Genomic DNA, 604 nt, shown 5'->3' with positions numbered 1-604 from the left:
CTTGAATACATCAAAAGAGAGCTCCATAGGAACTCTCTCTGACTTTATGAATTGTAGGTGTATCTAAAGATTTTACCAATCGGTCTTCCTTATATGCTTATCCATTAATATTGCAAATAAATAAGAAGGGGCTTGAAATTTCTGAAGTTGAACTGTATTTTCCAGAGGGACCAGTTTTAAAGCTTTTGCAAATTCATTTTTAGAAATTGAACGCTCTGTTGTATTCAAGTAAACATAATTGCCTTCTACTGAATAAGTAAACTCTTTACCTCTAATCTGTTTAAAAGTATCCCCTTCGCATTGTTTGATTCTTTCCCATATTTTATCTATCAACATCTATTTCCCCTATGAATCGTTTTTGAGAAGAGCATATTGTCCTCGCGATATTCTTTTTAATACTCGATACTCTTCTGGAACTTTGGAAGAATGGTTTCCGCCATGTGCAGTAGAAACCATATCTGCCAGAACAGTTCCGAAATCTTTCCAAACATCACCGTGCTTCTTTCGAATGTAATTTTCCATTTCTCTTATTGTAATAGGCTTTCTGAGATGTTCAAAAGCTTGAATGATAGCTTCGTATTGAGTTAACATTAATTATCCTCCT

General features: G+C 34.3%; 2 protein-coding genes. Both read right to left on the bottom strand.

Annotated features, from left to right (window positions below):
- Positions 1-72 precede the first annotated feature (72 nt).
- Entirely contained in the window at positions 73-336 is a 264-nt protein-coding gene (locus BFI01S_RS22125) for a hypothetical protein (protein WP_061794469.1), read from the bottom strand.
- Between the two features lie 9 nt (positions 337-345).
- Complete coding sequence (locus BFI01S_RS22120; protein ID WP_061794468.1) at positions 346-591, bottom strand: hypothetical protein; 246 nt, start codon at positions 589-591, stop codon at positions 346-348.
- Between the last annotated feature and the right edge of the window lie 13 nt (positions 592-604).

It is taken from the genome of Cytobacillus firmus NBRC 15306, from assembly GCF_001591465.1.
In the GTDB taxonomy this organism is placed as follows: domain Bacteria; phylum Bacillota; class Bacilli; order Bacillales; family Cytobacillaceae; genus Cytobacillus; species Cytobacillus firmus.
This window is presented reverse-complemented; position numbering and strand designations above follow the sequence as displayed.